Source organism: Streptomyces sp. NPDC005303, assembly GCF_040607335.1.
GTDB lineage: Bacteria > Actinomycetota > Actinomycetes > Streptomycetales > Streptomycetaceae > Streptomyces.
Map to the genome: position 1 here is coordinate 85,116 of NZ_JBEXGM010000018.1, position 22,873 is coordinate 107,988.

Annotated in this window: 20 protein-coding genes; 7 read left to right on the forward strand and 13 right to left on the reverse strand. The window is 72.3% G+C overall.

From position 1 onward, the window contains the following. Positions 1 to 534: 534 nt before the first annotated feature. A complete protein-coding gene (locus ABZT93_RS24325; protein WP_356108135.1) occupies positions 535 to 1,260 on the forward strand; it encodes a peptidoglycan recognition protein in 726 nt (241 codons plus the stop codon). Positions 1,261 to 1,293: 33 nt separating this feature from the next. Here ABZT93_RS24325 and ABZT93_RS24330 read toward each other — a convergent pair whose 3' ends face one another. Further along, on the reverse strand, positions 1,294 to 2,421 hold the full coding sequence (locus ABZT93_RS24330) for a peptidoglycan bridge formation glycyltransferase FemA/FemB family protein (RefSeq protein ID WP_356107976.1): 1,128 nt from the start codon (positions 2,419 to 2,421) through the stop codon (positions 1,294 to 1,296). A gap of 159 nt (positions 2,422 to 2,580) precedes the next feature. Here ABZT93_RS24330 and ABZT93_RS24335 point away from each other — a divergent pair, with 159 nt between their 5' ends. Continuing rightward, positions 2,581 to 2,814 (forward strand): hypothetical protein, encoded by a 234-nt coding sequence (locus tag ABZT93_RS24335; protein ID WP_356107978.1) that lies wholly within the window; start codon positions 2,581 to 2,583, stop codon positions 2,812 to 2,814. Positions 2,815 to 2,840: 26 nt separating this feature from the next. Here the strand turns inward: ABZT93_RS24335 and ABZT93_RS24340 are convergent, their stop codons facing one another. From ABZT93_RS24340 to ABZT93_RS24355, 4 genes are all read right to left on the reverse strand, one after another. Further along, positions 2,841 to 3,359, reverse strand: a complete 519-nt coding sequence (locus ABZT93_RS24340; RefSeq protein ID WP_356108137.1) for a DUF4240 domain-containing protein — start codon at positions 3,357 to 3,359, stop codon at positions 2,841 to 2,843. A gap of 77 nt (positions 3,360 to 3,436) precedes the next feature. Continuing rightward, a complete protein-coding gene (locus tag ABZT93_RS24345) occupies positions 3,437 to 4,411 on the reverse strand; it encodes a YafY family protein (RefSeq protein WP_356107981.1) in 975 nt (324 codons plus the stop codon). An 85-nt stretch (positions 4,412 to 4,496) separates the two neighbouring features. Beyond that, positions 4,497 to 7,199, reverse strand: coding sequence for a pyruvate dehydrogenase (acetyl-transferring), homodimeric type (gene aceE / locus ABZT93_RS24350; protein WP_356107984.1), 2,703 nt, complete (start codon positions 7,197 to 7,199; stop codon positions 4,497 to 4,499). Between the two features lie 234 nt (positions 7,200 to 7,433). Further along, entirely contained in the window at positions 7,434 to 8,057 is a 624-nt protein-coding gene (locus ABZT93_RS24355; RefSeq protein WP_020115869.1) for a GntR family transcriptional regulator, read from the reverse strand. 213 nt (positions 8,058 to 8,270) lie between these two features. On the opposite strand from ABZT93_RS24355, the gene ABZT93_RS24360 reads away from it, so the two are divergent. Continuing rightward, the gene (locus ABZT93_RS24360; RefSeq protein ID WP_356107987.1) at positions 8,271 to 8,933 is read left to right on the forward strand and encodes a hypothetical protein; all 663 of its coding nucleotides are present in this window, start codon (positions 8,271 to 8,273) and stop codon (positions 8,931 to 8,933) included. 58 nt (positions 8,934 to 8,991) lie between these two features. On the opposite strand, the gene sucB is transcribed toward ABZT93_RS24360, so the two are convergent. From sucB to ABZT93_RS24375, 3 genes are all read right to left on the reverse strand, one after another. Then, on the reverse strand, positions 8,992 to 10,803 hold the full coding sequence (gene sucB, locus ABZT93_RS24365; protein ID WP_356107988.1) for a 2-oxoglutarate dehydrogenase, E2 component, dihydrolipoamide succinyltransferase: 1,812 nt from the start codon (positions 10,801 to 10,803) through the stop codon (positions 8,992 to 8,994). Positions 10,804 to 10,872: 69 nt separating this feature from the next. Beyond that, positions 10,873 to 12,261: a dihydrolipoyl dehydrogenase gene (gene lpdA / locus ABZT93_RS24370; protein WP_329262996.1), complete on the reverse strand. Its 1,389-nt coding sequence runs from the start codon at positions 12,259 to 12,261 to the stop codon at positions 10,873 to 10,875. Positions 12,262 to 12,665: 404 nt separating this feature from the next. Continuing rightward, entirely contained in the window at positions 12,666 to 14,192 is a 1,527-nt protein-coding gene (locus tag ABZT93_RS24375) for a leucyl aminopeptidase (RefSeq protein ID WP_356107991.1), read from the reverse strand. A 231-nt stretch (positions 14,193 to 14,423) separates the two neighbouring features. On the opposite strand from ABZT93_RS24375, the gene ABZT93_RS24380 reads away from it, so the two are divergent. Further along, a complete protein-coding gene (locus ABZT93_RS24380; RefSeq protein WP_356107994.1) occupies positions 14,424 to 15,227 on the forward strand; it encodes an endo alpha-1,4 polygalactosaminidase in 804 nt (267 codons plus the stop codon). On the opposite strand, the gene ABZT93_RS24385 is transcribed toward ABZT93_RS24380, so the two are convergent. Beyond that, positions 15,224 to 16,006, reverse strand: a complete 783-nt coding sequence (locus ABZT93_RS24385; RefSeq protein ID WP_356108140.1) for an adenosylcobinamide-GDP ribazoletransferase — start codon at positions 16,004 to 16,006, stop codon at positions 15,224 to 15,226. The two genes, ABZT93_RS24380 and ABZT93_RS24385, sit on opposite strands and share 4 nt — an antisense overlap. 73 nt (positions 16,007 to 16,079) lie before the next feature. On the opposite strand from ABZT93_RS24385, the gene ABZT93_RS24390 reads away from it, so the two are divergent. Then, positions 16,080 to 16,835 (forward strand): hypothetical protein, encoded by a 756-nt coding sequence (locus ABZT93_RS24390; protein ID WP_356107997.1) that lies wholly within the window; start codon positions 16,080 to 16,082, stop codon positions 16,833 to 16,835. Between the two features lie 53 nt (positions 16,836 to 16,888). On the opposite strand, the gene ABZT93_RS24395 is transcribed toward ABZT93_RS24390, so the two are convergent. From ABZT93_RS24395 to cobT, 3 genes are all read right to left on the reverse strand, one after another. Next, positions 16,889 to 17,590, reverse strand: a complete 702-nt coding sequence (locus ABZT93_RS24395) for a hypothetical protein (RefSeq protein ID WP_356108000.1) — start codon at positions 17,588 to 17,590, stop codon at positions 16,889 to 16,891. Between the two features lie 24 nt (positions 17,591 to 17,614). Continuing rightward, positions 17,615 to 19,378, reverse strand: coding sequence for a phosphatidylglycerol lysyltransferase domain-containing protein (locus tag ABZT93_RS24400; protein WP_356108002.1), 1,764 nt, complete (start codon positions 19,376 to 19,378; stop codon positions 17,615 to 17,617). Between the two features lie 61 nt (positions 19,379 to 19,439). Next, on the reverse strand, positions 19,440 to 20,546 hold the full coding sequence (gene cobT / locus ABZT93_RS24405) for a nicotinate-nucleotide--dimethylbenzimidazole phosphoribosyltransferase (protein WP_356108005.1): 1,107 nt from the start codon (positions 20,544 to 20,546) through the stop codon (positions 19,440 to 19,442). A gap of 125 nt (positions 20,547 to 20,671) precedes the next feature. On the opposite strand from cobT, the gene ABZT93_RS24410 reads away from it, so the two are divergent. After that, on the forward strand, positions 20,672 to 21,274 hold the full coding sequence (locus ABZT93_RS24410; RefSeq protein WP_356108007.1) for a MarR family transcriptional regulator: 603 nt from the start codon (positions 20,672 to 20,674) through the stop codon (positions 21,272 to 21,274). Here ABZT93_RS24410 and ABZT93_RS24415 read toward each other — a convergent pair. Then, entirely contained in the window at positions 21,263 to 22,465 is a 1,203-nt protein-coding gene (locus ABZT93_RS24415) for a bifunctional adenosylcobinamide kinase/adenosylcobinamide-phosphate guanylyltransferase (RefSeq protein ID WP_356108010.1), read from the reverse strand. The genes ABZT93_RS24410 and ABZT93_RS24415 overlap by 12 nt on opposite strands. Positions 22,466 to 22,616: 151 nt before the next feature. On the opposite strand from ABZT93_RS24415, the gene ABZT93_RS24420 reads away from it, so the two are divergent. Then, positions 22,617 to 22,832 (forward strand): hypothetical protein, encoded by a 216-nt coding sequence (locus tag ABZT93_RS24420; RefSeq protein WP_037719591.1) that lies wholly within the window; start codon positions 22,617 to 22,619, stop codon positions 22,830 to 22,832. Positions 22,833 to 22,873: the final 41 nt, after the last annotated feature.

Here is a 22,873-nt window from a genome sequence, read left to right on the forward strand (position 1 = left end):
TGCGAACCCGTCTCCGGAAGCCCCGCGTCCCCGCGCGGATCCCCGTCGCCCGGCAGCCCCGTCGAGCAGGGGGCTCCGCAGGCCCCGGCGCCAAGCGTCCAGCCCGGGGGCTCCGGCCGCCCCTCGGCCCGGCAGGCACCCACGCCGTCCGAACCCCTCTCCGGAAGCCCTGCCGCCCCGCGCAGGTCCCCGTCGCCCGGCAGCCCCCTCGCCCCCGCCGAGCAGGGGGCCCGGCAGGCCCCGGCGCCAAGCGTCCAGCCCGGGGGCTCCGGCCGCCCCTCGGCCCCGCAGGCGCCCGCGCCCGAGCCGGGCTGCGGTCGGCCCCCGGCTTCGCCGCCCCCCGCGTCCTCGGGCGACGTCTCCTCCGTGAGCCCTGCACCATGCGCACTCTCCGTGGTGTCCGGTCAGTCCCCGGAGGGGCCCGCGCTCGCCACGGACTCCGGCATCCCCGACCGGTCCCCACCCCGCCCACGAGCCCCCCTCGTCCCCCGCTCGCTCCTGCCGTTCCTCGCCTGCCTTCCGGGAATCGCCGTCGTGCTCGTGCTCGTGCTGTGCGTCACGGGTATCGAGGACGCGGTCGCGGACAAGTCCGCGCGAGGTGTCGCCGCCGCCCGGCACGGCGTGGTCCCGCACACCGCGGTCAGGCCGCACATCGTGCCGAGGTCGGTGTGGGCCGTCGGCGGTGAGGCGAACAGCACCGCCCGTACCCCGCCGCCCCCGCACTACGACGACAAGGTGCTCGCGGTGTTCGTGCACCACACCGACTCGCCCAACGACTACGACTGCGCCGACGCGCCCCGCATCATCCGCTACCTCGCCGCCGGCCAGACCGGCGCCCGGGACTGGGACGACATCGGCTACAACTTCCTCGTCGACCGCTGCGGCACCATCTACGAGGGCCGGGCCGGCGGCGTCGACCGCCCCGTCACCGGCGCCCACACCCTGGGCTTCAACCACCGCACGGCCGGCATCGCCGCCCTCGGCACCTTCACCGCGGGCGCCGCCGTCCCGCGGGCGATGACCGACGCGATCGCTGCCCTGACCGCCTGGAAACTCGGCCTCGCCGGCATCGACCCGCGCACCACCGTCCGTCTCACCTCCAGCAACAGCCTCAGCCGCTACACCGCCGGCACCACCGCCGAGCTGCCCGCCCTCGCGGCCCACGGCGACGCCTACATGACGACCTGCCCCGGCGCCGCCCTCAAGGCCCTGCTGCCCGAGATGAGGGAGCGCGCGGCCCGCCTCCAGGGCAGGAAGTGAGCCGCCGAGAGCGCGGGGCAACCGGCAGCCGGGTCACCTACGGCCGAGATACATCCCCAACGCCCGCTGCAGCACCCGCCCCTGGAGCCCCACCGGCCGTTCCCACTCGCCGAGGTACTCCACGACCCGGCCCCCCGCCCCCGTCTTGAAGCGGAGCCGGCCCAGCAGACGGTCCTCGTCGAGAGAGGGCGTGACGGAACGCAGGTCGTATGTCTCGGCACCGGCCGCCCGAGCATCGCACAGCATCCGCCACAACAGCGCGCTGCTGGGCCGCAGTTCCCGCCCCCGGCGGCCGGACGCGGCGTAGGAGTGCCAGACCCGGGAGCCCACGTTGATCATCAGCGCGGCGGAGAGCACCTCACCGTCGTACTCGGCGAGATAGAGCCGCAGCCGGTCGGGGTCCTCGGCGTTCAGGGCCTCCCACATACGCCGGAAGTAGACCGGAGGGCGGGCCCGGAAGCCGTCTCGGGCGGCGGTCGCGGTGTAGAGGCGGTAGAAGTCGGGCAGGTCGGCGGCCGTGCCCCAGGAGACCCGGACGCCCGCCGACTCGGCGGTGCGCAGGGACTGCGCGAAGTGCGGGGCGAGGGCTTCGCGCAGCTCGTCCACCGAGCGCCCCGCCAGCGGGATGTGACAGCCGTAGCGCGGCTGCCCGGGGCCGAAGCCGCTGTCCTCGTCGGCCGCGCACCGCCGCCACCCGAGCCCGCGCAGCCGCTCCCCGGCGTCCAGTGCGAACCCGTCGACGCCCGCCGCGGGCAGCTCGCGCACATGGTGGACGCCGGGGTCGGCGATACCCGCCGTCACCGTGCCGGCGTCCCAGTGCCGGACGACGACGGGCGGCCCGATCCGTACCGAGAACGCCCCGCGCTTCTCCAGATGAGCGACCAGGGGATCCAGCAGGCGCTCCGGGCGCGGGCCCAGCCAGTCGATCGTGGGGCCGTCGGGGAGGTAGGCGAGACGGCGCCGGGTGCCGGGCAGCGGCCGGTACAGGACCAGTGCCGCCGCGATCCTGGCCTCGTCCTCGAACCAGCCGACGCTCTCCGCCTGCCAGTCGGGCTTCACCTCGGCCCACTCGGGGATCTGGAGATGGCTCGCGTCGGGGTGCAGCCGCAGGTGGGCGAGATGTTCCTCGCGCGTGATCTCGCGCACGTACGGGCTGGTCATGGGCGGGGTGCTCCTGTTCGGGGCGGCCACGGTAAGCCGGGAGTCACGGCGGCGGTCAAGAGTCCGAGCCCTCACAGGTTTCTCGCAGGCGACTCAAGGGCCACGCCGAAACAGCAGCCCTATCGTCCTGCACACGCACTGACCGGAGGTGGGGAAGAAATGAACAGCAGTCACATGAACACCACGGAGAAGGCGGGCTGGGTCCGGACCGCCCGCGGCCCCTGGGCGGTCGTCTGCGCCGTCGCGGCCGTGGTCCTCGGCCCGGCCGCCGTCACCGCGTCCGCACTCGACCAGGCCAACGCGGCCCCGATGCACCACGCGGTGCGGGCCGACCCGGCACAGGGGTACATCCCGGCGGACACCACCCGGCGCAGGGCCACGACCGCGGCCTGAACCCGGCGGGGCGGCCTGACGGAGGCTCAGCCCCTGAACCGCTCCCACAGCTTGGGATACCGCTCCGACAGCACCCGGTCGCTCTCCAGGTCGACCGGCGCGCCGAGCGGCTCGGAGGCCCCGGGCGGGATGCCCAGGTCGGGAGCGACGGTACCGGTGAGCTGCTCGTAGGCCTCGTCGGCCGCGTAGCCCAGTTCCTCGCCGTCGCCGTCGATCTCCTCGTCGAAGTCGGCCAGCAGATCGGCGAGCGAGTCGGGGTCGTGCACCCCGCCCTCGTACACCTCGCGGCCCTGGCCGATCAGCCAGCACCGGAAGAAGTCGAAGGCGTCGTCGCTCGCCCCGTCCAGCAGGATCCAGGCGGCGCCCCACAGGTCCCAGGTGTACGCGCGGTTGAAGCGGGCCTCGAAGTGACGGGCGAAGTCGAGGACCATCTCCGGGTCCAGCGCCAGCAGCCGGTCCACGAGCAGGTCGGCCTGTTCCTCCGGGTCGCCCTCGGCGGCCTCGCGGGTGGCGTCCACCAGCTCCCAGAACTCCGTCTCGTCCATCACGGGTCCAGCATCGGGCCTGGAGGGGTGCGGCGCACGTGGAGTGCGGCGGATTGTTATGTCCCGAACAGAGTCCTTCACGTCTTGTACAGCCCCGCCAGACGTACGGCGTCCCTCGCGAACCGCGCCCGCAGACTCTGCGGAGCCAGCACCTCCACCTCCGGCCCCAGTGCGGCGAGCTGCGCGTGGGCGACCTCCTCGGACTCCACCGGCACAGTCACCGTCACCCACCCGTCGTCGTCCGGCGGCCCGGCCGCCGCCAGCACCTCCCGGGCCGCGGCGGGATCAACGGCGTACGGCAGTCCGCGCGCCCCCGCCTCGGTGAGCCGGACGACGACCTCGGCCCGCAGGATCGAGCGGGCGAACTGTTCGGCGCGCTCCTCCCAGAAGCCGGGCAGGTCGAACTCCCCGTCGCGCTCGAACCGTTCCCCGTCGGCCGTCACCGCCGTGAACCGGTCGATGCGGTACACCCGGAAGGAGCCGTCCTCGGGGACCCGCGCGCACAGGTACCAGACGCCCGCCTTCAGCACGAGCCCGTACGGCTCCAGCTCGCGCTCCACCTCGCCCTCCCGGCCGCGGTAGCGCGCGGTGACCCGTCGGTCGTCCCACACCGCGTCGGCGACGGCGGGCAGCAGCTCGGGGGACTTCGGCTCGGTGAACCAGTTGGGCGCGTCGAGATGGAAGCGCTGGGCGGCCGTACGGGAGGCGTCACTGAGGGAGGGGAGCAGCGCGGCGGACACCTTCAGCCGGGCGGCGGAGGCCGCGTCCTCCAGCCCCATCTCGCGCAATGCCCCCGGCACCCCGGACAGGAACAGCGCCTCGGCCTCACCGCGGGCCAGTCCCGTCAGCCGGGTCCGGTACCCGCCGATCAGCCGGTACCCGCCGGCCCGCCCCCGATCGGCGTAGACCGGAACCCCGGCCTCCGACAGCGCCTGCGCGTCCCGCGTCACCGTCCGCTCCGACACCTCCAGCTCCCGCGCCAGCTCGGCGGCGGTCATGGCGGGCCGGGACTGGAGCAACAGCACCATCTTGATGAGCCGGGCAGCACGCATACTGCCATGATGCCGGGGTCCACTGACAGTGAAGGGGCACGGCGGCCGCCGTACCCCTTCACCGCGAGCGTCGTAGCTCAGGCCCTCACAGCCCGTACTTCTCCCGTGCTTCCTTCACCGCCGTCGCCTTGACCTCGCCGCGGCGGGCCAGCTGGGCCAGGGCCGCGACCACGACCGACTCGGCGTCGACGCCGAAGTGGCGGCGGGCGCCCTCACGGGTGTCGGAGAGGCCGAAGCCGTCCGCGCCCAGCGAGGACCAGTCCTGCTCGACCCACTGCGCGATCTGGTCCGGGACCTGACGCATGTAGTCGGAGACCGCGAGCACCGGGCCCTCGGCGCCGTGCAGCGCCTGACGGACATACGGGACCCGCTCCTCGCCGCGCAGCAGACCGGCGTCGGCCTCCAGCGCGTCACGGCGCAGTTCCGTCCAGGACGTCGCGGACCACACGTCGGAGGCCACGCCCCAGTCCTCGGCCAGCATCCGCTGTGCCTTCAGCACCCAGTGGATCGCGGTGCCGGAGCCGAGGAGCTGGATGCGGGGGGCGTTCGCGACCGGGGAGAGGCCCGCGGACTCCGCCGTGTTGAAGCGGTACAGGCCCTTGACGATGCCCTCGTCGATACCGAGGCCGGACGGCTTGGCGGGCTGCGGGAGCGGCTCGTTGTAGACCGTCAGGTAGTAGAAGACGTTCGGGTCCTCGCCGGGGGCCGCCTCGCCGTACATGCGGCGGATGCCGTCGCGCACGATCGTGGCGACCTCGTAGGCGAACGCCGGGTCGTACGTCAGCGCCGCCGGGTTCGTCGCCGCGATCACCGGGGAGTGACCGTCCGCGTGCTGCAGGCCCTCGCCCGTCAGCGTCGTACGGCCCGCCGTGGCGCCGACGAGGAAGCCGCGGCCGAGCTGGTCGCCGAGCTGCCACATCTGGTCGGCCGTGCGCTGCCAGCCGAACATCGAGTAGAAGATGTAGAACGGGATCATCGCCTCGCCGTGCGTCGCGTACGACGTCGAAGCGGCGATGAAGTCGGCCATCGAACCGGCCTCGGTGATCCCCTCGTTGAGGATCTGGCCGTTCTGGGCCTCCTTGTAGTACATCAGCTGGTCGCGGTCGACCGGCTCGTACGTCTGGCCCTTGGGGGAGTAGATGCCCAGGGACGGGAAGAGGCTCTCCATGCCGAAGGTGCGCGCCTCGTCCGGGACGATCGGCACCCAGCGCTTCCCGGTCTCCTTGTCGCGGACCAGGTCCTTGATCAGGCGGACGAAGGCCATCGTCGTCGCGACGTTCTGCGTACCCGAGCCCTTGTCGAAGGAGGCGAACGCCTTCTCGGCGGGCGCGGGCAGCGGGGTCACCGGGTGCACCCGGCGGGCCGGGGCCGGGCCGCCGAGGGCCGCGCGGCGCTCCTGGAGGTAGCGGACCTCGGGGGAGTCCGCGCCCGGGTGGCCGTAGGGGACCACGCCGTCGACGAAGTCGCTGTCCTTGATGGGCAGTTCGAGCAGGTCGCGCATCGTCTTGAACTCGTCCACCGAGAGCTTCTTCATCTGGTGGTTGGCGTTCTTCGACGCGAAGCCCTCGCCGAGGGTGTGGCCCTTGACCGTCTGGGCCAGGATCACGGTCGGCGCGCCCTTGAACTCGACGGCGGCCTTGTAGGCGGCGTACACCTTGCGCGCCTCGTGACCACCGCGGGAGAGGTGGAAACACTCGAGGATCTTGTCGTCGGACAGCAGCTTCGCCATCTCGACGAGCGCCGGGTCCTTGCCGAAGAAGTCCTGGCGGATGTAGGCGGCGTCGCGCGTCTGGTACGTCTGCACCTGCGCGTCCGGTACCTCGCGGAGCCGTCGTACCAGCGCGCCCGTGGTGTCGAGCTGGAAGAGCTCGTCCCAGGCGTTGCCCCACAGCGACTTGACGACGTTCCAGCCGGCGCCGCGGAACTGGGCCTCCAGCTCCTGCACGATCTTGAAGTTCGCGCGGACCGGGCCGTCGAGGCGCTGGAGGTTGCAGTTGATGACGAAGGTGAGGTTGTCGAGACCCTCGCGGCTCGCGAGCGCGAGTGCCGCCGTGGACTCCGGCTCGTCCATCTCGCCGTCGCCGAGGAAGGCCCAGACGTGGGACTCGGAGACGTCCTTGATGCCGCGGGCCGTCAGGTAGCGGTTGAAGCGCGCCTGGTAGATCGCGGAGAGCGGGCCGAGGCCCATGGAGACCGTCGGGAACTCCCACAGCCAGGGCAGGCGGCGGGGGTGCGGGTACGACGGGAGGCCGTTGCCGCCCGACTCACGGCGGAAGTTGTCGAGCTGGTGCTCGTCCAGCCGGCCGTCGAGGAAGGCGCGGGCGTAGATGCCGGGGGAGGCGTGGCCCTGGATGTAGAGCTGGTCGCCGGACCCGTCGGCCTCCTTGCCCTTGAAGAAGTGGTTGAAGCCGGTCTCGTAGAGCCAGGCCGCGGAGGCGAAGGTGGCGATGTGGCCGCCGACGCCGTATTTGCTGCCCCGGGTCACCATCGCGGCCGCGTTCCAGCGGTTCCACGCGGTGATGCGGGCCTCCATCTCCGGGTCACCGGGCAGGCCCGGCTCGGCGGCGGTGGGGATGGTGTTGACGTAGTCCGTCTCGAGGAGCTTCGGCAGCGCGATGCCGTTGCCCTCCGCCCTCTCCAGTGTGCGGCGCATCAGGTACGCGGCACGGTGCGGGCCGGCCGCCTTGGCGACCGCGTCCAGGGAGGCCTGCCATTCGGCGGTCTCCTCGGGGTCCCGGTCGGGGAGCTGGTCGAGCTCGCTCGGCTGGATGGCGTTGGGGTCGGTCATGTCGCCGCCTTCCTCAGTCGAAGGGGGGTGCCCTTGGTCTTTGGCAGGACAGGGCAATGAGGCCTCGGTAGAAGCCCGTCGGCGACTCTAACTCCCTGATCGATGATCGATCAAAGCATTCAGGGTAAAACTTCTCGATCACGAGAAAGTCGGCACTCGGTGCCTCTGTGGCAGGCACGCCGTGCCGACTTCATGGCGCGTTTTCGCAGGTGAGCGCTGGTGTGCTCGACTGCGTCAGGCCCTCGGCGCGCAACCCAGGACGTGGGCCTTCACGATCTCCGGGATCCGCGGGTCGCGGCGCTTGAAGGCGGCCACCAGCTCCTCGTGCTCCTCCGCGTACGACTGCTGGACCGTCCCCAGCCACCGGATCGACAGCGCCGTGAAGACCTCGATGCCCAGGCCCTCCCAGGTGTGCAACAGCACCGAGTTGCCGGCCGCCCGCACCAGCTCGCGGTGGAAACCCACCGTGTGCCGCACCTGGCCCGTGCCGTCCGAGTCCCGGTCGGCCTCGTAGAGCGCGGCGACATGCGGTTCCAGGGCCGAGCAGTCCTGCGCCAGCCGCTCCGCCGCAAGCTCAGCCGCGATCGCCTCGAGACCGGCCCGGACCGGGTAGCTCTCCTCCAGGTCCGCCGCCGTCAGGTTCCGCACCCGTACGCCCTTGTTCGGCGCGGACTCGATCAGCCGCAGCGACTCCAGCTCGCGCAGCGCCTCCCGCACCGGCGTCTGGCTGACCTCCAGCTCGGTCGCGATCCGGCGCTCCACGATCCGCTCGCCCGGCTGCCAGCGCCCGCTGACGATCCCCTCCACGATGTGCTCGCGGATCTGTTCGCGCAGCGAGTGGACGACGGGCGCGGTCATGAGAGCTCCTTAAGGGCGTTTGACGTTTAGACAATAAGGCCGAGGGCCCGTCCGGGAGGGGCGCACGGGGGCGCTTTCATGCAGGTGAGACGAGGCTTACACGCTCCCAGCCGTACGACTTCTGTCAAGGCATGGAACCCCGTGGCCCTGAGAGGTGTCGCGTTCGGCAGGGGTACCCGCAGGGGGCGCCTCTTCGCACCGCAGGGGGACGGCATGCACATCGGGGGACGACGGGGACTGGCGGTCGTGGCCGTGATCGGCGCGCTCGTCGGAGTGGCGGGCTGCGGACAGCCGGCCGCCCGGGCGACGGCGCAGACGGCACCGAGCAGCTCGCAAGCGATCACCGGCATGGCGGGTGCGGCCCCGAGCAGGGGCGCCGCCTGTGTCTTCATCAAGCCGGACGGCGCACAGAAGTTCGGCCACGTCGGCTGGGGCTTCAAGGTCCCGGGCACCGGCCACTGGGCCTACGGCGCCGTGGAGAACCCCAGCGCCAAGCTGTACACCCCGCCGGGCGGCGACATCGGAGCCTGGCACGCGGAGGGGTCGTACGACCGCATGCTCGGCGAGATGTCGACGGACGCCCACTACCCCGGCACGTCGCAGCACCCCTACAGCCGCTACCGCTGCACGAAGTCCTCGACGTACGACGTGAACCGCGCCCGCACCATGATCCGTACGGTCGAGGCGCGCGGGTTCCTCGTCGGCGTGGACCCGAGGACCGGCAAGCTCACCTCCCGGGACTGCCTGGACGCCACCTACGACGTCCTGAAGGCCTACCGGACCAAAGGGCTCACGCCGGCCCCGAAGCTGTCCATCCCGAACGTGTGGGTGGAGGAGCTGTGGGGCTGGTCGGACAGGCAGCTCACGCCCAGGTGAGAGAACGCCGGTGCCCCCGCCCGGAAACCGGACGGGGGCACCGTACGAGCGAAGGCGCTTACAGGCCGAGCTCGACCTCGAACTCGCCCGCCTCCAGGATCGCCTTGACCGCGGTCAGGTAACGGGCCGCGTCGGCGCCGTCCACCAGACGGTGGTCGTAGGAGAGGGTCAGGTAGGTCATGTCGCGGATGCCGATGACCGTGCCCTCCTCGGTCTCGATGACCGCCGGGCGCTTGACCGTGGCACCGATGCCGAGGATCGCGACCTGGCCCGGCGGCACGATGATCGTGTCGAAGAGCGCACCGCGCGAACCGGTGTTGGAGATGGTGAAGGTCGCGCCGGACAGCTCGTCGGGCGTGATCTTGTTAGCGCGGACCTTGCCCGCGAGCTCCGCCGTGGCCTTGGCGATGCCGGCGATGTTGAGGTCGCCCGCGTGCTTGATGACCGGGGTCATCAGGCCCTTCTCGGAGTCCACCGCGATACCGACGTTCTCGGTGTCGAAGTAGGTGATCGTGCCTTCGCCCTCGTTGATCTTGGCGTTGATCGGCGCGTGCGCCTTCAGCGCCTGCGCCGCGGCCTTGACGAAGAACGGCATCGGGGAGAGCTTGACACCCTCACGGGCCGCGAACGCGTCCTTGGCACGGGCGCGCAGCTTCATCAGGCGGGTGACGTCGACCTCGACGACCGAGGACAGCTGCGCCTGCTCGTGCAGCGCCTTGACCATGTTGTCGCCGATGACCTTGCGGATGCGAGGCATCTTGACGGTCTGGCCACGGAGGGGAGAGGCCTCCAGCGACGGCGCCTTCTTGGCGGCGGCCGGGGCGGCGGCAGCGGCCGGAGCCGGGGCGGCGGCCTTCGCGGCCTCGGCGGCGGCGACGACGTCCTGCTTGCGGATACGGCCACCGACGCCGGTGCCCTTCACGGAGCCGAGGTCGACACCGTGCTCGGCGGCGAGCTTGCGCACCAGCGGGGTGACGTAGGCGCCGTCGTCACCGGAGGTCGCGGCGGGAGCCGGGGCCGGGGTGACCGGGGCGGGCGCCGGGGCCGGAGCAGCGGGCGCCGGGTCGGGCGCCGGAGCCGTCTGCTGCTGCGGGGCCGGAGCCGAGGGAGCCTGCGGGGCCGGGGCCGGGGCCGGGGCCGGGGCCGGAGCGGGCGCCGGAGCCGCGGGGGCGGGCGCCGGAGCCGGGGCGGGGGCCTCGGCAGCAGGGGCCGGAGCGGCGGGCGCCGGGGCAGCGGCCGGAGCCGCACCCGGGGCACCGATGACGGCGAGCTTGGCGCCGACCTCGGCGGTCTCGTCCTCGCCGACCACGATCTCCAGCAGCACGCCGGCGGCGGGCGAGGGGATCTCGGTGTCGACCTTGTCGGTGGAGACCTCGAGCAGGGGCTCGTCCTCCGCGACCTCCTCGCCGACCTCCTTCAGCCACCGGGTGACGGTGCCCTCGGTCACGGACTCGCCGAGCGCGGGCAGGACGACGTCCGTGCCCTCGGCGGAGCCGCCGCCGGAAGCGGCCTCGGCGGTGGGAGCGGGCGCCGGGGCGGCCTGCTCGGTGGACGGCGCGGCCTGAGCCGGCTCGGGGGCGGGCTCGGCGACCGGCTCGGCGGCCTGAGCCGGAGCGGCGGCCGGAGCGCCGGTGCCGTCGTCGATCACGGCCAGCTCGGCGCCGACCTCGACCGTCTCGTCCTCGGCGACCTTGATGGAGGCCAGGACACCGGCGGCGGGGGAGGGGATCTCGGTGTCGACCTTGTCGGTCGACACCTCGAGCAGCGGCTCGTCGGCCTCTACACGCTCACCCTCGGCCTTCAGCCAGCGGGTGACGGTGCCCTCGGTGACGCTCTCGCCGAGCGCCGGAAGGGTTACGGAAACCGCCATGGTTTCGGTTGCTCCTTACGAATTGCGGAAGTCTGTGTTCGAAGCGGAGTCGCTTCGTCGACCGAGGGATCAGTCGTGCGAGTGCAGGGGCTTGCCGGCCAGGGCCAGGTGGGCCTCGCCGAGCGCCTCGCTCTGCGTCGGGTGGGCGTGGATGAGCTGGGCGACCTCGGCCGGCAGCGCTTCCCAGTTGTAGATCAGCTGGGCCTCGCCGACCTGCTCGCCCATGCGGTCGCCGACCATGTGGACGCCGACGACGGCACCGTCCTTGACCTGGACGAGCTTGATCTCGCCCGAGGTGTTAAGGATCTTGCTCTTGCCGTTGCCCGCGAGGTTGTACTTCAGAGCGACGACCTTGTCCGCGCCGTAGATCTCCTTGGCCTTGGCCTCGGTGATGCCCACGGAGGCGACCTCGGGGTGGCAGTACGTCACCCGCGGGACACCGTCGTAGTCGATCGGAACGGTCTTCAGACCGGCCAGACGCTCCGCCACCAGGATGCCCTCGGCGAAGCCGACGTGCGCGAGCTGGAGCGTGGGGACCAGGTCACCGACGGCGGAGATGGTCGGGACGTTGGTGCGCATGTACTCGTCGACCAGGACGTAGCCGCGGTCCATCGCGACGCCCTGCTCCTCGTAGCCGAGACCGGCGGAGACGGGCCCGCGGCCGACGGCCACCAGCAGCAGCTCGGCCTCGAACTCCTTGCCGTCGGCGAGGGTGACCTTGACGCCGTCCTGGGTGTACTCGGCCTTCTGGAAGAAGGTGCCCAGGTTGAACTTGATCCCGCGCTTGCGGAACGCGCGCTCGAGAAGCTTGGAGGAGTTCTCGTCCTCGAGGGGGGCGAGGTGCTTGAGGCCCTCGATGATGGTGATGTCGGTCCCGAAGGACTTCCAGGCGGAGGCGAACTCGACGCCGATGACACCGCCGCCGAGGACGATCGCCGACTTCGGCACGCGGTCCAGGACGAGGGCGTGGTCCGAGGAGATGATCCGGTTGCCGTCGATCTCCAGGCCCGGCAGCGACTTCGGCACGGAGCCGGTCGCGAGGAGCACGTGGCGGCCCTGGATGCGCTGGCCGTTGACATCGACGGAGGTCGGCGACGACAGCCGGCCCTCACCCTCGATGTAGTGGACCTTCCGGGAGGCGACGAGACCCTGGAGGCCCTTGTACAGGCCGGCGATCACGCCGTCCTTGTACTTGTGCACCCCGGCGATGTCGATGCCCTCGAAGGTGGTCTTCACACCGAACTGCTCGCTCTCGCGGGCCTGGTCGGCGATCTCACCCGCGTGCAGCAGGGCCTTGGTGGGGATGCATCCCCGGTGCAGGCAGGTACCGCCGACCTTGTCCTTCTCGATCAGGGCGACGTCAAGCCCCAGCTGCGCCCCGCGCAGGGCCGCGGCGTAACCGCCACTACCACCGCCGAGGATCACTAGGTCGAAAACGGTGCTGGCGTCGTTCGCCACGTCACGTCCTCCATGCATGTGCGCCGTACGCCGGTCTCCAGTGACCGGGCGGCGGCTGGTGTCCGGCCGCTCTTTCTTCGGCCCTGTGTGGGGGCCCTGTCCTGCCGAGCCCCATCTTCGCACCTGTCGGCCCTGAACGAGACGCCGGGCCGGGGTGTGAGACACCACACGCTCACATGAGAAAGGGAGATGTGGTGAGACGTTCGACCAGGGGCACGGTGAGACCCCTCAGGGGCGCGGGGCTGTGTCGATCTGCGGCTCCGCCGCGCGGGCGCGACCATCCCCACGTTCACAGGCGGACAAGGGCCGCCGTAACCCACCCAGGGGCGCGGGGAACTGCGCGACACTCCACGACGGGCCCGCAGCCGCCCACGCCCCTCAGGAGCCGGGCTCCTGGGCGAACATCAGCCCAGGTCACCCGCCGCGGTCAGCTCCGCGAGCCGCACCAGCGTACGAACCGCAGACCCCGTCCCACCCTTCGGCGTGTACCCGAACGGCCCGCCGTCGTTGAACGCGGGACCCGCGATGTCGAGGTGCGCCCACGGAATCCCCTCGCCCACGAACTCCCGCAGGAAGAGCCCGGCGACCAGCCCGCCGCCCATCCGCTCACCCATGTTGGCGATGTCGGCGGTCGGGGAGTCCATTCCCTTGCGCAGGTGCTCCGGCAGCGGCATGGGCCACGCCGGCTCCCCGACCTCCTCCGCGGCCTCGTGCACCGCCGTACGGAAGGAGTCGTCGTTGGCCATGATCCCGAAGGTCCGGCTGCCCAGCGCGACCATCATCGCCCCGGTCAGCGTCGCCACGTCCACGATCGCGTCCGGCTTCTCCGCCGACGCCGCCCACAGCGCGTCCGCGAGCACCAGTCGGCCCTCGGCGTCGGTGTTGAGCACCTCCACCGTCTTGCCGCTGTACATCCGCAGCACGTCACCGGGGCGCGTGGCCGATCCGGAGGGCATGTTCTCGGCCAGCGCCAGCCATCCGGTCACGTTGACCTCGAGACCGAGACGCGCGGCCGAGACCACGGCCGCGAACACCGCCGCCGCCCCGCTCATGTCGCACTTCATCGTCTCGTTGTGGCCCGCCGGCTTCAGCGAGATACCGCCCGAGTCGTATGTGATCCCCTTGCCGACCAGCGCGAGGTGCTTCGTCGCCTTGGACGAGGTGTACGACAGCTTCACCAGCCGCGGTCCCGAGGCAGACCCCACGCCGACGCCGAGGATCCCGCCGTAGCCGCCCTTCTCCAGGGCCTTCACGTCGAGCACCTGCACCTTGAGGCCGTGCTCCTTGCCCACGGTCTGCACGATCGCGGCGAAGGCCTCGGGGTTCAGGTCGTTGGGCGGCATGTTGATGAGGTCGCGGGCGCGGTTGAGCTCCTCGGCGACCGCGGTGGCCCGGGCGAGCGCGGCCTTGTACGCGGCGTCGCGCGGCTTGCCGCCCAGCAGGGCGGCCTCGGCCAGCGGAGCCTTGCCGTTCCTGGCCTTGGCGTCCTTGCCGTTCTCCTTGTAGGCCGTGAAGGAGTACGCCCCGAGCAGCACGCCCTCGGCGACCGCGCCGAGGTCGGCGGCGTCGCTCAGCGGCAGCACGAACGCGGCCTTCTTCGCGCCGGTCAGCGCGCGGGCGGCGACACCGGCGGCCTTGCGCAGCGCCTCCGGGGCGAAGGAGGAGTCCTTCTCGGGCTCGGCGCCCAGGCCGACCGCCACCACGAGAGGGGCCTTGAGGCCGGAGGGCGAGGGCAGCTTCGTCACCTCGCCCTCGGCCCCGGAGGCACCGAGGGTCTCCAGGACACCGGCGAGCCTGCCGTCGTAGGCCTTGTCCACGGCCTCGGCGCCCGGTGCGACGACCGGGCCCTTCGCGCCCTTGGCGACACCGATCACGATCGCGTCGGCCCGCAGGCCGGGCGCCGCGGAGGTGCTGAGAGTGAGAGCAGTCACGGTGGTGAATTCTCGCTTCCGATGTGAAGTTGCTTGGGTCGAGGGGGTGGGGTCGACCGGGCCCGACGGCCGACCCTATTTCTTGTCCGGATCCGGATCCCGATCGGGGCCTTCACCCCTGTCGGCGACCACCCAGGAGGAGCCTACGCTCGGCTCGGGCGTGCGTACCTCCGGCTGCGGCGCGGGAGATCATTCCTGGGGTACCCCGCCGCACTGTCTGGAGCCCGCCCGTTGAAACGCCTCCTTCTCCTCGTCACCCTGCTCCTCCTGGTGGCCGGATGCTCGACCGGCCCCGGCTCCGACCACGGATCCGACGCCGACTCCGAGTCCGGCGGCCCCCGTTGGCGGCCCCGCCCCGGTATCGCCTGGCAGTGGCAGCTGAGCGGCCGCGTCGACACGTCCGTGGACGTGCCGGTGTACGACATCGACGGCTTCGACCAGTCGAAGGCCGTGGTGTCCGCCCTGCACGGCAAGGGCCGCAAGGTCATCTGCTACCTCTCCACGGGCGCGTGGGAGGACTGGCGCCCCGACGCCGACCGGTTCCCCAAGTCGGTGATCGGGCGCGGCAACGGCTGGGAGGGGGAGCGCTGGCTCGACATCCGCGCCACGGACGTCCTGGAACCGCTGATGGCGGACCGCCTCGACATGTGCCGCGAGAAGGGCTTCGACGCGGTGGAGCCGGACAACATGGACGGCTACCGGAACCGCACGGGCTTCGCGCTGACGGCGGCGGACCAGCTCCGCTACAACCGCCTGATCGCGCGACTGGCCCACGAACGCGGCATGTCGGTCGGCCTGAAGAACGACCTCGACCAGATCCCGGAGCTGGTGGGGGACTTCGACTTCGCGGTCAACGAGCAGTGCGCGCAGTACGACGAGTGCGGGGACATGGAGCCGTTCATCAAGGCCGGCAAGGCGGTCTTCCACGTCGAGTACGAGCTCCCCACCAGCCGCTTCTGCGCCGAGTCCCGGCGTCTGAAGCTGAGTTCGATGCTGAAGAGGTACGAGCTCGGGGTGTGGCGCGAGGCCTGCTAGAAGTTCAACGACAGGACCACCAGCGCGGTCGTCGCCGCCGTCTCCGCCAGCCCTCCGAACACGTCCCCGGTCACTCCGCCGAAGCGACGGGTGCAGTGCCGCAGCAGCAGTTCGGCCACTGCCACGGCGGCGGCGACCGCGAGGACCGCGCGGACGACGTCGTACGACCCGAGGAGCGCCCCCGCTCCGGCCGCCCCCAGCGTCACGGCGGCGGCCGTCAGCACCGCGCCCCGTACCGGAACGACCCCCGCCACCGCGGCACCCAGCCCCTCCGGCCGGGCCGGCGGGACCCCGGTGCGGGCCGCGAGGGTCAGGGCCAGGCGCGCGGCGGTCGCCGAGACCACCGCGGCCGTCGCACCCCGCGCCCACGAGTCGCCGTACATCTGCGAGAGCGCGGCCACCTGGGCGAGGAGGACGAGGACGAGGGCGATCACCCCGAACGGGCCGATGTCCGACTGCTTCATGATCCGCAGGGCGTCCTCGGCGGGCTTGCCGCTGCCCAGGCCGTCCGCGGTGTCCGCGAGGCCGTCGAGATGCAGGCCCCGCGTGAGGACCGCCGGTACGGCCACCGTGGCGACCGCGGCGAGCAGTCCGGAGGATCCCAGGGCCAGGAGCAGGAGGCCCAGCGCGGCCGACAGCCCGCCCAGTACCACCCCGACCAGGGGGGCGCAGAGCATTCCGCCGCGTGCCGTCTCCCGGTCCCAGCGGGTCACCTTCACGGGGAGCACGCTGAGCGTGCCGAAGGCGAAGCGGAGGCCGTCGAACGGGGGTGGGGTCATGGACACGTCGGCAGGGTAGCCCGGACGCCGTGGCCGCCGGGCGGCCCACCCCTCGCGAACGGACACTGGGTCCATGGGTCACTGGTTGCACCGCAACATCGTCGAACCCGGCAAACTGCCGCTGCTCCTCGCTCTGACCGCGTTCGTGCTGACCTTCCTGATCACGCGGGTCATCACCCGGCTCATCCGGGCGGGCAAGGGTCCCTTCGGCAACGTCAGTTCCGGAGGCGTGCACATCCACCACGTGGTGCCGGGAGTCGTCCTCACCGTCATCGGCGGTTTCGGCGCGGTCGCCAGCGGGCGGCACGGCTTCGGGGCGGGCTTGTGCGCGGTCGTCTTCGGGATCGGCGCGGGTCTGGTGCTGGACGAGTTCGCGCTGATCCTGCATCTGGACGACGTGTACTGGAGCGAGGAGGGCCGCAAGAGCGTCGAGGTCGTCGTCCTCACCGTGGCGCTGGTCGGCCTGGTGCTCGCGGGGTTCTCGCCGTTCGGCGTCAACGACGTGACGCAGGGCGAGGCGCAGGACCGCGGCGGCGTCATCAGCAGCGTGGTGGTCAACTTCCTCTTCGCGATGCTCGTCCTGTTCAAGGGCAAGACCCGGATGGCGATCTTCAGCGTGATCGTCCCGCTCGTCGGCCTCATCGGGGCGTTCCGCCTGGCCCGCCCCGACTCCCCCTGGGCCCGCCGCTTCTACGTCCGCCGCCCGCGCGCCCGCGCCCGCGCCATGCTCCGCGCCTACCACCGCGACAAACGCTGGTCGGGCCCCCGCCGAAGGTTCCAGGACCTGATCGGCGGCAAACCGGACCCGGTCCGACCGCTGGGGCGTTGAGGCGGGCCTCGCGTCGGGCCGCCGGGAGCTCATGCGGCGCGGAGGGGCCGGTCTCAGGGGCCGGGGCGTGGGAGTCCGGCGTCGGCACGCTGCCGGTTCCGGGTATGCCGTCGACGGGCCGCCGAGAGTCCGCACAGGGCCAGCATCGCCGCGATCGCCGCCACGTGTTCCCTGCCCGCGAGGTTCTCCTTCACCACCACCTCGACCACCATCGCCACGATCACGGCACCCGCGGTGACCCGGGCCCCGTAGCGCCAGCCGAGGAAGACGGCGAGGCCCACCACGGCCGCCGACGGGCCGGTGTCGACGACGTGGGCGTCCGAGGCGGGCAGGCCGAGCGGGCTGTCGGGGCCCAGCCAGATGCCCACGCGCGCGTACAGCGTCCCGGCGAGCGTGGCCGCGTACGCCAGCGTGAGCGTCCGCCACCGGCCCAGACAGATCTCGGCGAGCCCGAACACGAACAGGATCTGCGCGAGCGCACCCCACACCGGCAGGTCCAGGGCCGGCACGAACAGGGAGAGGGGGGTGCGGAGCAGGGCCGGCCAGAGGGGGTCCGCCGCACGTACGGCACCGACGTCCTGGACGAAGCCGTAGCCCCACGACCGGTTGTGCACGAAGTGCAGGGCCGCCGTCAGGCACACGGCCGCCACGGCCGCCAGGGGGAACGCCCGCCACCTCCGCCCCAGCAGCCGTCCGCGCACCGTGACGTACAGCTCACCCCACTCCGCGCGGGCCCAGCGGGCGAGCGTCTTCATCCCACGGCCCTCATCCTGCGGTCCTCATCTGTGCGTACTCAGGTGCTCCCGCCGCCGCAGCCATCCAGGCAGCCCCGGCACCTCCAGGAACCCCTCCGCGCGGGCGGAGGCGATGCCGATGCGCGGCAGGTCCGCGCTCTTCTCGAAGAGCAGGAACCGCGGCTCCCAGATGGGCCGGTACTTGGCGTTGGCCCGGTACAGGGACTCGATCTGCCACCAGCGGGAGAAGAAGCTGAGCAGCGACCGCCACAGCCGCAGCACCGGCCCGGCACCAAGACGTGCACCACGTTCGAAGACCGAACGGAACATCGCGAAGTTGAGCGAGACCTGGGTGATCTGGATCTCCTGGGCCCGGTTCAGCAGCTCGATGACCATGAACTCCATGAGGCCGTTGTCCGCGTCGCGGTCCCGGCGCATGAGGTCGAGGGACAGCCCGTGCGGCCCCCACGGCACGAAGGAGAGCACCGCCTTCAGTTCCCCGTCGGCATCGCTGCACTCCAGCGCCACACAACGGCCGTCCGCCGGGTCCCCGAGCCGCCCCAGCGCCATGCTGAACCCGCGCTCGGTGGCCCCGTCGCGCCAGTCGTCGGCCCGCCGTACGAGCGCCTCCATCTCCTCGCCGGGGATGTCCTCGTGGCGCCGGATCCGCACGGTGTAACCGGCCCGCCCGACCCGGTTGTAGGCCTGCCGGACGGTCCGCATCGCGCGGCCCTCCAGCGTGAACTCGGCGACCTCGACGATGGCCTCGTCGCCCAGCTCCAGCGCGTTCAGGCCGTGCCGCGCGTACACGGTCCCCGCCTCCTCGCCCGCGCCCATCACCGCCGGCAGCCACCCGTGCACCCGCGCCTCGGCGAGCCACGGCTCGATCGCCCCCGGCCAGGCCTCCGGGTCTCCGATCGGATCACCGGAGGCCAGGGAGACCCCGCTGACGACCCGGTAGGTGACGGCCGCCTTCCTGGTCGGCGACCAGATGACGCTCTTCTCCCTGCGCAGCGCGAAGTACCCGAGCGAGTCCCGCTCCCCGTGCCGCTCCAGCAGTTCCCGCAGGCGCCGCTCGTCGTCCTCGGTGAGCGGGTCGAGGGCACGCCGGGACCGGAAGGCGGCGTAGAGGACGGCGAGGACGAGGACCGTGCTGAGCACGTTGATGACGACGTTCACCCAGTTCGGCGTCAGGATCCCGTCGAAGCGGGAGTCGTCGGCCGCGACCGAGACCAGCCGCAGCGTGCCGTACCACCACCGCTCCCCGAAGGACGAGGACCTCGACGCCTTGTTGGTGACGGTCACCAGCAGCGCGGCCAGCAGGGAGCAGACGAGCAGTCCGCCCACGGCCACGGCGGCGGCGAGCCGTGGGTTGGACCGGTCGCCCTTGGCGTAGAACTCCCGCCGGCCGACGAGCAGGGCGGCCACGAAGGCGGCGGTGAGGATCAGGGAGATCCAGTTCTGGGCGTACCGCCGGATCTCCGGGAACGCCATCGCGAGGGCGAACAGCGCCAGGAACGCCCCCGACAGCACCAGGTTCAGGATCCACGCCGCACGCTTGCGCCGCCGCATGGTGATGGCGAGGAAGGCCGTGAACACCCCGGAGGCGAAGCCCGCCGTCAGCAGATACGGCGTGAAGTAGTCCTGCTGGTTGTGCCGCCGTACGTCCTGTCCCAGCGTCACCCACACCGCACTGAGGAAGTTGACGAACGTGACGACCCGCAGGTACCAGACGGCGAAACCGGCGGCCCGCCGCGAGCCACCGGTGGACCGGACATTCCGAACAGGTGCAACCCGGACATATCCCATGAAGGGCGATCATGCCCGTTGCGCCGGTGATTCCGGCGCAAGGGCACTCGTCTGTCCGCGACTACTCCTCGTCGGACGCCTTCTCCGGCTCCTCCTCGAAGACCGCGGGCGTCTCGGGCTCCTCGGGCCTCTCGGGCAGCTCGGCCGCCAGCGCCGCCGCGGCCTGCACGAGCGGCAGCGCGAGCAGTCCGCCCGCGCCCTCCCCGACCGTCACGCCATGGTCGAGCAGCGGTTCCAGTGCCATCCGGTCCAGCGCCTTCGTCTGGCCCGGCTCACCGCTGTTCTGCCCCGCCAGCCACCAGTCCGGCGCGCGGAACGCGATCCGCTGCCCCACCAGCGCACAGGCGGACACGACCACCCCGTCCAGGACCACGGGCAGCTTGCGCACCGCGCTCTGCAGCAGGAACCCGGTGATCGCAGCGAGGTCGGCCCCGCCGACCGCCGCCAGCAACTGCAACTGGTCCCCGAGCACCGGCCGCGCTCGCCGCAGGGCGTCCCGGATCGCCGCGCACTTGCGCATCCACGCGAGATCGTCGATCCCGGTCCCGCCGCGCCCGGTCACCACGGACGCGTCGGTGCCGCACAGCGCGGCGACCAGCACCCCGGCCGCCGTGGTCCCGCCCACGCTCACATCGCCGAGCACCACGAGATCGGTCCCGGAGTCGGCCTCCTCGTCGGCCACCGCGACCCCGGCCCGGAAGGCGGCCTCCGCCTCCTCCAGGGTCAGCGCGTCCTCGACATCGATACGACCGCTCCCACGCCGCACCCGGTGCCGGACGACATCCTCCGGCAGCTCGGCCGGGTCGCAGTCCAGCGCCATGTCCACGACCCGCACCGGCACGCCGAGACGCCGGGCGAGGATCGACACCGGGCGGCCGCCCTCCAGGACCTCCCGCACCAGCTCCGAAGCACTGCCCGCGGCCCGCCCCGAGACGCCCAGTTCGGAGATCCCGTGGTCACCGGCGAACAGCACGACCCGCGGCCGTTCGACCGGCCGTACCGGTACGGCCGACTGCGCCGCCGCCAGCCACTCACCCAGGTCGTCGAGGCGGCCCAGCGCCCCGGGCGGCACGATCTGACGCTCCCGGCGCGCCTCGGCGTCGCGACGCACCCCGCCGTCGGGGCGCTCGATCAGATCGGAGAAGTCGTCGAGATTAAGCGAGCTCATTCGCCGAACAGTACCGGCCCTGATCGAACACGGGGGCGCCACGGGGCCAGGACGTCATTGCACCCGGGATGGGGATCCCATACGTTCCAGTTTGTACGAATTGCCGTGCATCCTCGGGAGGCCCCATGCCCGCACCAACCGCCCCTTCCGTACGGCGTCTTCGCTCCACCGCCCGCGTGATGCTGCGCTTCCCCGAACCCGAGAGCTGGCTGGACGTGGACACGGGGGACGCGGACTTCCCGGAGGCGGCGAGGGCCTTCTTCCCCTACACGGCCTTCGACGGTCTGGACCCCACCCCCCGCGTCCTGCACGCCCAGGCGACCGAGCGTCTGGAGGAGGGGTATCTGGGGCGGCTGACGGACCCGCGGATCACCGCCCACCTGCGCGCCCGCTACGACGTGGTCAGCCTGCTGAACCCGCACGCGGACCCCGCCGAACTCCGGGCGGCCCTCGCCGTCCTGCGCCCCGGCGGCCACCTTCTGGTGGAGTCCCCGGACGACCCCCGCGCCGAACTGGAGTCCCGGGGCTGCACCATCATCGCGACGGCCCGCAGATCCGCGCACGTCCCGGCCCGCCTGACGGCCCGCCTGCCCGCCACCCTGCCCGGCCTGCCGGCCCGTGCCGCGAGAGCACTGGACCACGCCCTGGCCCTCCTCCTCGCCGGCACCCGGTTCGCGAGGGCGTACCGGGTGATCGCCCGCAAGGACGCGGACACCTCAGCCCCGTAGCGCCAGCGCCTGCCCCGCCACCACCAGCACCACCTGCTCGCACTCGGCCGCGAACGCCGCGTTCAGCCGCCCCAGTTCGTCCCGGTACCGGCGCCCCGAGGCGGTGGCCGGCACGATCCCCGACCCCACCTCGTTCGACACGGCCACCACGGTCCGCCGGGTCTCCCGCACCGCCTCCGTCAACTCCCTCACCCGCACCCGCAGTTCGCGCTCCCCGCCGTCGGCCCACACCGCGTCGTCCCACGCCCCCACGGCGTCCATCGCGTCCGTCAGCCACAGCGACAGACAGTCGATCAGCAGCGGTGCCCCGTCGTCCTTCAGCAGCGGCACCAGGTCACAGGTCTCCGCCGTACGCCACGACCCGGGCCGGCGCTCCCGGTGGGCGGCGACCCGGGAGGCCCACTCGGTGTCGCCGTTGCGCGAGCCGCCGGTGGCCACGTACAGCACGTCGGGGGACGCCTCCAGCCGCCGCTCGGCCTCCACCGACTTCCCGGACCGCGCCCCGCCCAGCACCAGCGTCCGCCGCGGCACATCCGGTACGTCCTCGTAGACCCCGGCGATCAGAGTCGTCCCGTCGGGCACGGCCCGCGCCCCGACCGCGGCCAGCCTCCGCCGCAACTCGGCGCCGGGCGGCACGTCGTGGTCGAGGTGGACGGCGACGACATCGGTCGTGGGCCCCACGGCCCCCACGGCCCGCAGCCGGGCGAGCGCGTCCGGCCGCCGTACGACATCGACGAGCACCAGGTCGTACGACTCCACGTTCCCCCGCTCCAGCCCGGCGGGCGCACCCCCGGGCGGCAGGTACAGCACCCGCTGCCCGTCGGGCCCGGTGACGGCGTACCCGGTCCCCGGCGCGTCCATCGCCACGGCCCGCACCCGATGCCCCGTCAACAACGCCAACTCCCGCCCGTCCGGCACCCGGCCCGGCTGCGGAAGCCCGGCGGGCACTTCGACGGGGGGCCCGTCGTGGGGGTGCGACAGCAGCACCTGCCGTACGCCGGCGAGCGACTGCCCGGCCCGGGCGGCGGCGAAGGCGGCACCGGGGGTGAGATCGAGCAGCAGGGTCTCGTCGACGAGCACGGCGGTGGCGGCCCGGGCGTTCACACCGAGCGCGGTGGCGCAGGCGGCACAGGGGCAGAAGGGCCGGGGGAGACCGGCGGGGGCGCCGGTGCCGAGCAATGTCAGTTCCACGACACCGATTCTCGCCGGTGCTTGGTGATCCAGCGCGCGCAGCGGCGCTTCCACAGGGCGCGGGGCGCCGCGCGAGCAACCCCACCGGCCCGCAGTCCGCGAACTACCGCTTAGGGTGCTCTTCGTAACGGATCAAACACGGGAGGCTCACATGGCGACATGGACCTGGCGATTCGAGAAGGCCGACGGCGCGGAGACCGAGCCAGCCGTAGAGCCGGAGGAGTTCACCACCCAGGGGGACGCCGAGTCCTGGCTCGGTGAGTACTGGAAGCCCCTGCTCGCCGGCGGCGCGGAACAGGTGCGGCTGTTCGAGGACGCCACCGAGATCTACGGTCCGATGAGCCTGAAGGCGGCAGAGGAAGCGTGACAGGGCGGGGCGAGGGCCACGACGGAGCCCTCGCCCGTCCC